This window comes from uncultured Thiodictyon sp. (assembly GCA_903837595.1).
In the GTDB taxonomy this organism is placed as follows: domain Bacteria; phylum Pseudomonadota; class Gammaproteobacteria; order Chromatiales; family Chromatiaceae; genus Thiodictyon.
In genome coordinates, this window is sequence record CAILVI010000550.1 from 1 (window position 1) to 8,306 (window position 8,306).

11 protein-coding genes are annotated in these 8,306 nt (G+C 61.6%); all 11 read left to right on the forward strand.

Annotation, left to right across the window (positions count from 1 at the left end):
- The first annotated feature begins 176 nt into the window (after positions 1 to 176).
- Positions 177 to 791, forward strand: coding sequence for a hypothetical protein (locus QZY44_RS33240; protein ID WP_295457889.1), 615 nt, complete (start codon positions 177 to 179; stop codon positions 789 to 791).
- 85 nt (positions 792 to 876) lie between these two features.
- Complete coding sequence (locus tag QZY44_RS33245; RefSeq protein WP_295457892.1) at positions 877 to 1,323, forward strand: hypothetical protein; 447 nt, start codon at positions 877 to 879, stop codon at positions 1,321 to 1,323.
- On the forward strand, positions 1,320 to 1,604 hold the full coding sequence (locus QZY44_RS33250) for a hypothetical protein (protein WP_295457895.1): 285 nt from the start codon (positions 1,320 to 1,322) through the stop codon (positions 1,602 to 1,604). Before QZY44_RS33245 ends, QZY44_RS33250 begins: the two co-directional genes overlap by 4 nt.
- 80 nt (positions 1,605 to 1,684) lie before the next feature.
- Positions 1,685 to 1,933 (forward strand): hypothetical protein, encoded by a 249-nt coding sequence (locus QZY44_RS33255; RefSeq protein WP_295457898.1) that lies wholly within the window; start codon positions 1,685 to 1,687, stop codon positions 1,931 to 1,933.
- Positions 1,934 to 2,066: 133 nt separating this feature from the next.
- On the forward strand, positions 2,067 to 2,573 hold the full coding sequence (radC, locus tag QZY44_RS33260; protein WP_295457901.1) for a DNA repair protein RadC: 507 nt from the start codon (positions 2,067 to 2,069) through the stop codon (positions 2,571 to 2,573).
- A gap of 148 nt (positions 2,574 to 2,721) precedes the next feature.
- Positions 2,722 to 3,114 (forward strand): hypothetical protein, encoded by a 393-nt coding sequence (locus QZY44_RS33265; protein ID WP_295457904.1) that lies wholly within the window; start codon positions 2,722 to 2,724, stop codon positions 3,112 to 3,114.
- Positions 3,111 to 4,139: a toprim domain-containing protein gene (locus tag QZY44_RS33270; RefSeq protein WP_295457907.1), complete on the forward strand. Its 1,029-nt coding sequence runs from the start codon at positions 3,111 to 3,113 to the stop codon at positions 4,137 to 4,139. Before QZY44_RS33265 ends, QZY44_RS33270 begins: the two co-directional genes overlap by 4 nt.
- A 443-nt stretch (positions 4,140 to 4,582) precedes the next feature.
- Complete coding sequence (locus QZY44_RS33275) at positions 4,583 to 4,825, forward strand: WGR domain-containing protein (protein WP_295457910.1); 243 nt, start codon at positions 4,583 to 4,585, stop codon at positions 4,823 to 4,825.
- 624 nt (positions 4,826 to 5,449) lie between these two features.
- The gene (locus tag QZY44_RS33280; protein WP_295457912.1) at positions 5,450 to 6,619 is read left to right on the forward strand and encodes a hypothetical protein; all 1,170 of its coding nucleotides are present in this window, start codon (positions 5,450 to 5,452) and stop codon (positions 6,617 to 6,619) included.
- Between the two features lie 564 nt (positions 6,620 to 7,183).
- Positions 7,184 to 7,969: a hypothetical protein gene (locus QZY44_RS33285; protein WP_295457914.1), complete on the forward strand. Its 786-nt coding sequence runs from the start codon at positions 7,184 to 7,186 to the stop codon at positions 7,967 to 7,969.
- A gap of 122 nt (positions 7,970 to 8,091) precedes the next feature.
- Positions 8,092 to 8,306, forward strand: a 215-nt coding sequence (locus tag QZY44_RS33290) for an integration host factor subunit alpha (protein ID WP_295457917.1), incomplete at its 3' end; no start/stop codon positions are given.

Sequence of the window (8,306 nt, forward strand, 5' to 3'; positions counted from 1 at the left end):
GCTCTTGACCACTGAGAGCACAGCGCACGCAGGTCTTCTTCGGTTCTCCATGGTGAGACCGAGATCACCGCAAGCTGAGCGGACTACAAAAACAGCCGAAACGATGACCACTTGAAACCCCAACCGGGAGCATGACGCCCCGCGGGGTGGCATGTCCCCCTCACGAAGAGAACACCATGAAAATACCCGAAGAGATCGCCGGCCCGGTCGCCACAGCCGTGCGGACCATCGCCACGACGGCGAGCAGTCACCTTGGCACGGACTGCATTTGGCACGCCTTGGCCTGTCAGCACCTACTGACCCGCGAGGGCATCAACGACGTGCGCCTGGTGGCCGGCTATGCCGCCTGGCGCGTCGACGGCCAAGACCCCGGTGCAGTGGTGTGTCACCACCGCGAAGGGTCCGCGGTAGCCGCCGGGACCGGCGGCTTTCTGTTCCACGCCTGGGTCTCCTGTGGCCAGCAGGTGTTCGATGCGACGACCTATCAGTTCCGTCAGAAGCTGGCCGCACTCGACGCGGCGGACGGTGGCCGGACCAGGGTGACCTGGTGTCCGGAGTACCTCCTGGTCGACCGCAAGGACTGCAAGCCTTGGCGGTCGGTGCGCGACGGCTTACGGCCCGGACTGTACTGTTATGACGCCATTCCGGCGATCGTCGCGCAGGTCACAGATCATCCCGATACCCAGTTGGACGCGGAGGCGATCACCCTGTTGGAGTATGTGCATCAGCGCATCAAGGAGAATGGCAAGCTCGTGGTGATAGGCCCGCGCGGTCTCGCCGCTACCGCATAACGTAAACCCGTTCGATCAACCCCAAGGGGAGGCCGCCTCCCAGACAGGGGAACGTGCGTCTCCCCGTCAGCCAATGAGGTGAGACGTGAGTGATAGCCACTGCCAGCACTGCGGGCGCCCGAAGCATGACCAGGACAATACCTCTTGCTCGGCTGAATGCCAGGCGCTCGGCCATCTCGGCATCAATCGCGACCCCGCGATGCTGGTCGCGATCCGTCGGCTCGCGCAGTATGAGCGTACTGTCTTCGTGCAGTCAGCGCAAACTGGAGCAGAGTCGCCGTGGGTTGTACAACAGCGACTGATGTATCCGAGCGGAAATGACAATAGCCGCATGTGCGGTTACTGTGGTCACGCGGACAAGTGGTTCGAGCGTGGCGCCTGGGACTTAGACTGCGGGCTGCATGGACAAGCCAGTCGGCAAGGTGAGATCGATGGGTTCGCGTGGCGTGATCGGTTCATCGATTATGCATTAAGCGATGACACGGACGCGCTCTACTGTGACCACTTTGTGGTCGCCGGGGTGCAGTCATGATCGTCGCAGCAGACGAGGCAACGGACATCGGCTGTCCGCTACGCACAATCAGCCGCCGCCTGACCATGGACGAGATTACCGCGTCCTATAAGCCCGGTCAGTTAGGCAACGGCACCATTCCCATGATCTCGACCTTCGCACCCTGCCTGCATGAGCATTGCATGGCGTGGCGTTGGGAAGACGCGGGCATGGATTCACGCAAACTGCCAGACAGTTATCGCGCTGACGATCGACCAAGAGGCTATTGCGGTCTCGCCGGTACGCCGGTCAGCCTACTCTGAAGCAACGTCCAAGCAACCCCAGGGGAACACTGCCTACGCGCTCGGAAGCGCGCATCTTCCGCACTTCAGCAGAGAACCTCATGACATCAACACACGGCATCGAAACCATGAACGACCCCCACCCGCGCCACTGGCTGCTGATCGTCGAGGGCGATTGCGAACCCTTCGTGGTCGGTCCCCTGAAAGAATCCGCGGTGCTCGCCAGGGCAAGGGAACACCGCGCCAAGGACCCTTCCATGGACGATGGCCTCTATGCATTGTCCCTGGATGCTGAGGGCAACCTCAGCGCCGGGGCCTTTGCGCATGACGAACTTGAGCCGCAGGGATAACGACGCTCACTACTGCTAAGCCCGTGGCTTGCGCGCCCTAAAGCGGGTGCACGGCCGATTCCATCCCCACCGGGAGACTCGCTCTCCCATTGGGGATGGTGTGTCTGCCGGTCTCACCAACCAGGAGACCACCATGGCCACACAACTTTCCCTGTTCGCAGACGATATCAATGACGAGGAGCGCCGCCCGGCCCTGTCGCGCACCGACCGCACGCTCGTGGCGAAAGCCATCCGCTGTCTGGAGGCAGTTTACCTGACTAAAGGGGACTGCCTCACTAGCCCGCAAGCGACCCGAGACTACCTGAAACTGAAACTCTTTGGTTTGCCGAGCGAGGTCTTCGTTTGTCTCTACCTGGACTGCCGGCACCGCGTGATTCGCTACGAGGAATTGTTCAAAGGCACCATTGATGGGGCGAGTGTGCATCCCCGTGAGGTAGTGCGCCGAGTCATCGAGACCAATGCCGCCGCGGTGATCTTCGCCCACAACCATCCCAGTGGTGTTGCCGAGCCCAGTCAGGCGGACCTGCGGATCACGCAACGGCTCAAAGAGGCATTGGCATTGATTGATGTACGAGTCCTCGATCATCTGATCGTCGGCGAGGGGGAGACCACCTCGCTTGCAGAACGTGGACTTCTGTGAGTGCCAGTGACACCGTCTACGGGCACATGGCCAAAGGCTATACGGCAGTAAGCGCCTAGTCGCTTACGGTCGATCCGTTCCACCTTGCGGGGCAGGCTTCCCCGTGGGGGGAAGCGTATGCCCTTTACCATGATAATAGAGGCAAGTGATGTACGACTTCAAGACGTTCCCTACACAGGGAAAGACCAAGACCCCCTGGGGCGATGGCAGCGGCTATGTGATTGCATCTGGCATTACCTTACTCACTACCGAAAGCCACGGGGGTATCCATGTTAGCGATGAGCGCTTGGTCGAAATGCCGGACGTGATCAGGAATCTCGACCCCTTTGCCGGCAGGGGCTGGTATGAAGAGCACTGTGATTGGGCGCTGGTGGCCATGGCGTTCCCTGAGCATTTCAGTGGCGAGCACTGCCGGGCGGCGATAAGGACGGCTCATCGGTGGAAGAACGAGGTCAATTGGGACGCCTACCTCACCGACACCGCACAAGGACGGCTGTGCGCGAAGAAAGCAAGCCAGACAGCGGCGAGCATGCAACCATGAGGCTTGACTCGGGACTGGTCCGCCAACGCGCCCGGGGCCAGTGGAATGGCATCCTTGGCCGTCTGGCGCCGACCCTGGACCAGGCACTGTCCCGCCCAGGTCGACACGTCCCCTGTCCCGTCCATGGCGGACGGGACGGGCTGCGGGTCTTCAAAGATGTGAACCAGAGTGGGGGAGGGATCTGCAACACCTGCGGGGCGTTCCACGACGGGTTCGCCCTGCTGATGTGGGCGAACGACTGGCGTTTCCCAGAGGCGCTGGAAGCCGTGGCACACGCGCTCGGCCTGACTGGCGGTGGCGCTTCGGCCTCACCGATACCCCACGCGCGACCAGCCCCGATGATGGCGCAACGCCAGGATGTGGCGGTCACCGAGGCGACCCTCCGGCGGGTCTGGTCGGAAACCCTCGATCCGACGGATCCGGCGGCGCTGCCGCTTCAGCGCTATTTCCAGTCCCGCGGGATTTCAGCGATGCCGGACGCCAACGTCGTCCGCTTCCACCCCGCTTTGGGATACTACGAGGATCGGGTGAGAACAGGAATCTACCCGGCCATCGTCAGCCGGGTTAGCGACGCCCAGGGACGGCCAGTGTCGTTGCACCGGACCTATCTCACCACGGAAGGCGGCAAAGCACCGGTGTGCAGCCCGAAGAAGATGATGATTCCGTGCGGGCCCCTGATGGGCGGTGCCATCCGGCTCTTTCCCGTCGGCCCGCTGTTAGGGATCGCCGAAGGCATTGAAACCGCGTTGGCGGTCAGGCAGCGAACGGGCATCCCGGTCTGGGCCGGCGTCTCCGACCGCGTGATGGAAAACTGGGAGCCGCCGCCCGGGATCGACGTGGTCTTCATTTGGGCGGATAAGGACCGATCAGGGGCAGGACAGGCCGCCGCCAACGGACTCCAAGAGCGGCTGAGGACCCGCGGGATTGCGGGGATCATCCATGTGCCCCACGGCCCCATCCCGGCAGGCACCAAGTCGCTTGACTGGGCGGATGTTTGGCGTTTCAAAAACTTAGCGGTGGCATAGCCCATCGTGCTACGGTCTTTTCAATCCCCATGGCTTTGCCGTGGGGATTGCTCTTTTCTTGGGTACCTCCCTCCAGCGCACCAGGGGATCGTTACGGGTAGGGTCAACAGCATAGACCGCCACGCATCCGGTGGTCGCTCTGCCTTGGGCGCTGCTTTCGATGATGGCATGATTCGTCGCGACTTCTCCGGCAGACCGCCGAGCTTTCCCGAGCCCTAAGCGACGGCGGCCAGAAATCACCTTAGCCAGGGGCATCGCCACCGCCGGGCACATGACAAGCGCATATTTCTTGTCTCCGGTATTCGTAATCTTGGATAATGGGGTCACCAGACGCCCTTATGGGGTGACAGTGATGACCCGCGTTAGGGGGCGAATGCAGGCGATGGTGACCGGCCCACACGATCGACTGGTGGATGTGGAATCAGCGCTGCTCGGGGGTGGCTATGTATCGTTGGGTTCACCAAACCAAGAATCGCTACTACCAGGCACACCTACTCCAGGATCTGTTCGGCGAGTGGACCCTGGTCAGAGTCTGGGGCGGACTGGGATCGCACCAGGGGGCGGTGCGCACCACGGGCGTGTCATCCTATGCCGATGGACTGGCGCAGATCCAAGCGATCGGAAAGCGGCGTCAGCAGCACGGCTATCTCCCCGTGGTGGACGCGTATTCAACACAGAACGGGTAGGGCGCTCCACGTGTTCTACGAGAAGACGACCGATACGGCGTGCAACGCGGGCCACAGACGGTGTCGAAACCCTGTAACATCGCCTGCGCCGGTCGATAACCTGTTGACAACGGGCCCACGCGCTCCGCCAAACTACTGGGCCAACTGCGGCCGGGCAGGTCCTGTCCGGCAAAGAGTGGCCAGGTGGCGTGCGACCCTGGAAGGGCCGCGCCAGGACCCGGTGGGCCGCCCCGTGTGGTAGGGCATGCCTGTCCTCGTGTCTTTGGGTTGTCACGCTTGGGCTAACAGTAGGCCCCGTAACCGCTCTCGTCTCCCTGCCACGGCGACATGCAGTCGAGATCCGCGGCGGCCTCTGCCACATCTTTCGCAGACGGGTAGTGCGTGCGCTGGTACCCCCAACCGTCTGACCAGTCGGTCCGGGACCGCCCGTCCTGAAACGGGTTGTCGTCCGGTCGCAGCCCTTCCCTGTAGGCCTGCTTTCCCAGTTCCCGCGGCGAACTACGGTATTTCGGGGGCTCGGGAGTCTGTTGGTCTGTCACAATGCACGCTTGGAGGGTTTACCGCGGGACGGTCCGCAGGGCATACCTTCGTTGGCACAGGCTTCGAGAAACAGAAGAAAAACCTTTGGATATTTTACAGATGGTTTCTGACGGCGATGCTCAGCCCGTAACTGATCCGGTCCAGATCGCAAAGGCGGCCCATGCGCTGAGTCAGTTGCTTGAGAAGGAATGGGATGGAGAAAAAGCTCTCTGGGCAACATTGCTGCGTGCTTTGTGTCGACTCGCGGAAACCGCCCCTGCCGATAACAATAAGGGTTGGTTGCCTACCTCCATTACAAATGCTGTTGATGATCTCGGCGAGAAAAGCTGGAAAAACTTGGGTGACGTAAGCGCAAAGTCTCGTATTAATAATCATTGGAGAAAGCTAGGTGCTAATCTTGCTATTCGCAAAAACAACATTATTACGCGCGGCCCTCAATTCGGTCTCCTATTTGAGCCGCGGAGCGAAGTGATAGGCGAAGATGGTAAACCAGACCCAAAAGGTGGGCGAGGAAAAAAAGCTAGGTACTGCCTTTTATTCTTTCCAATGCCAACTGAAAAGTCTGCGCCCTCATCTAAAGGCACAACACCGCAATCTGGAGTGTCTGAAAGTCCAAGTATTCTATCTTCAGCGGTATCTGTACCACATGGCGCTGCGTCCGAGCAACAGGGCGATTCATCTCCACTGGTGCCTGAGAACTACATCCAGTACTACCCGATCCCGCTCACCACGTTCCGCCTCATGCGCCTTCCTGCTGACGGGCTCTCGATGGCCGGATGGGTCGGCCGCCTGCTGCTTGTGTCAATGACAGGTAGCGGTCTGGCATTTTTCCTGCTTTCGGTTTTGATTTTTCTACTCGTTTTGTATGCCTCATCGGTTCTCGACTTCCTGCGAAACCTGATCGTATCGGGGCTCCTGCTCATAATGTTGCGGGTCGCGTTTGGATGGTGGTTGAACTTGATCCAGAATAGCGTTGCCCGAGCGCCTTTTTGGTGGCAACCCTTCACGTTCGGTGACAACGTGATCGAACGCAGGCTGGACCCAAACGGAACCGCTCCGGCATCGCTGCACCTGGTGCGGTATGTCGCCGATTGCCCGCTATGCGGCGCGCAGCGCCAGGGCCTTAGCGCCGTGCGTCTGGACTCTGGGCGGATCGAGTTCTATGGGCGCATCGTCGGTCGCTGCCGGCACGCGCCGAACGAGCATGTCTGGTCGTTCGACCACATCACGGGGCGGGGGCGGTTCTTGCGTTAGACCTGAGCCATGAAAGAACCTCCGGCTTTGCCGCGGGATGGTTACTTCGCCTTGATCACGACCGGACCTTGCGTAAAAATGGACTCTTTGACAATCGCCCGGCCGTTATCCACCCACCTGAACTGGTACTTGAATGCGATGGACCCTTCGCACTTACCTATGTTGATTTCGCCGGGCCATTTCTTTTTGATGCCTGCCCCGACGATGTGAGCGGTGGCGGCGCCTTGGCTATCGTATCGCTAGTTGGTGACCAGGAAAGCAATTCCGCACGGGGGAAGCCTGTCAGGGGATTCCTGGCATCCTGGCTGGCCAATAGATCTGCGGGTTTGCCGCAAATCTCGGTGGCGAGCCGACTGTCGTTGTATGGGCCGGAGGCTGCGAGTTGTTCTACGTCGCCGTGAGTGACGACATGAACACACCCAGAGACGGCGACGGTTGGCCCTAGGTACAAGTGGATTACGCGCATAGTAATATGCCTAATCAATCGAGGGAACTCTCGGTGGATTTGAGGACGCTGACAATCATCGGAACGAGGCCTCGGTCGGCATCGCCCCGAACCGGCTGGTGGCCAAAATCGCCTCGGACTTCGGCAAGCCGGACGGTCTGGTCGTGGTGCCCCCGGAACGGATCCTGGACTTCCTGGGCGGGCAGCCGGTCGGCGTCCTGCGCGGGGTCGGCAGCCGGACCCGCCCAATCCTCAAGCGGCTGGGCCTGCGCACCGTCGCGGACCTGCGCGGGTTGTCGCTCACGCAGCTTCAAGCGCATCTGGGGTCACGCGCCGCCACCAACCTTTACCAGCAGGCGCGGGGCATCGCCTCCGACCGGGTCGGCGAGCGTGCCGTCCGCCAGTCACTCTCCAAGGAGACCACTTTCGGCGTCGACGTGACCGATCCCGGCGTGCTGCGCGACACCCTGCGCGGTCTGGCGGTCGAGATCGCTGCCGCGGCCCGGGAGGAGACCATCGCGGGGCGCACCGTGACGCTGAAGATCCGCTTCTGCGGCTTCGAGACCCACACCCGCCAGCGGCGGCTCCCGCGGCGCAGCGACGACGCCCGTACCCTGTTCGCCGCCGCTTGGTCGCTGTTCGAGGCTGGCCGCTGGCAGGGCAAGCCCGTGCGCCTGATCGGCCTGGGGATCGCCGATCTGGGGACCCCGGGGCCGGTCCAGCCTGATCTCTTCGATGGCGCGGCCGAGCGCCCCGCGGACAGTGAGCGGGAGCGGCGTCTGACGGTCACGGTGGACCGTATCCACGCCCGATTTGGTGCTGGCGCCCTGCACCGCGGGCTTTCCGTCACGGACCCTGTGGACCCGGCCCACGGCCTGGGCGAAACACCGGCGGGCCGGAAATAACCCCGCGTCAGATTGATTTTGCAGGCGTCTTCTCAGACACTTGCTGGCCATGCAGAGGCTTGGGCGGGGGCCTGTGCGCCGCGCCTTGAGTCGATTTCTGCCCACGACGATGTGAGAGAAAGATGGCCGTGACAAAAGCCGACATAGCAGAACACCTGTTCGAGGAGCTTGGGCTCAACAAGCGTGAGGCCAAAGACCTCGTCGATAGCTTTTTCGAGGAGATCCGCAAATCACTGGAACGCGGCCAGGATGTCAAGCTGTCGGGCTTTGGCAATTTTGAGCTGCGCGATAAGAAGGAGCGCCCCGGGCGCAATCCGAAGACCGGTGAGGAGATCCC

Coding starts and splice junctions, on each gene's coding strand:
- QZY44_RS33240 (WP_295457889.1), top strand. CDS start 177: ATGAAAATACCCGAAGAGATCGCCGGCCCGGTCGCCACAGCCGTGCGG.
- QZY44_RS33250 (WP_295457895.1), top strand. CDS start 1,320: ATGATCGTCGCAGCAGACGAGGCAACGGACATCGGCTGTCCGCTACGC.
- QZY44_RS33255 (WP_295457898.1), top strand. CDS start 1,685: ATGACATCAACACACGGCATCGAAACCATGAACGACCCCCACCCGCGC.
- radC (WP_295457901.1), top strand. CDS start 2,067: ATGGCCACACAACTTTCCCTGTTCGCAGACGATATCAATGACGAGGAG.
- QZY44_RS33265 (WP_295457904.1), top strand. CDS start 2,722: ATGTACGACTTCAAGACGTTCCCTACACAGGGAAAGACCAAGACCCCC.
- QZY44_RS33270 (WP_295457907.1), top strand. CDS start 3,111: ATGAGGCTTGACTCGGGACTGGTCCGCCAACGCGCCCGGGGCCAGTGG.
- QZY44_RS33275 (WP_295457910.1), top strand. CDS start 4,583: ATGTATCGTTGGGTTCACCAAACCAAGAATCGCTACTACCAGGCACAC.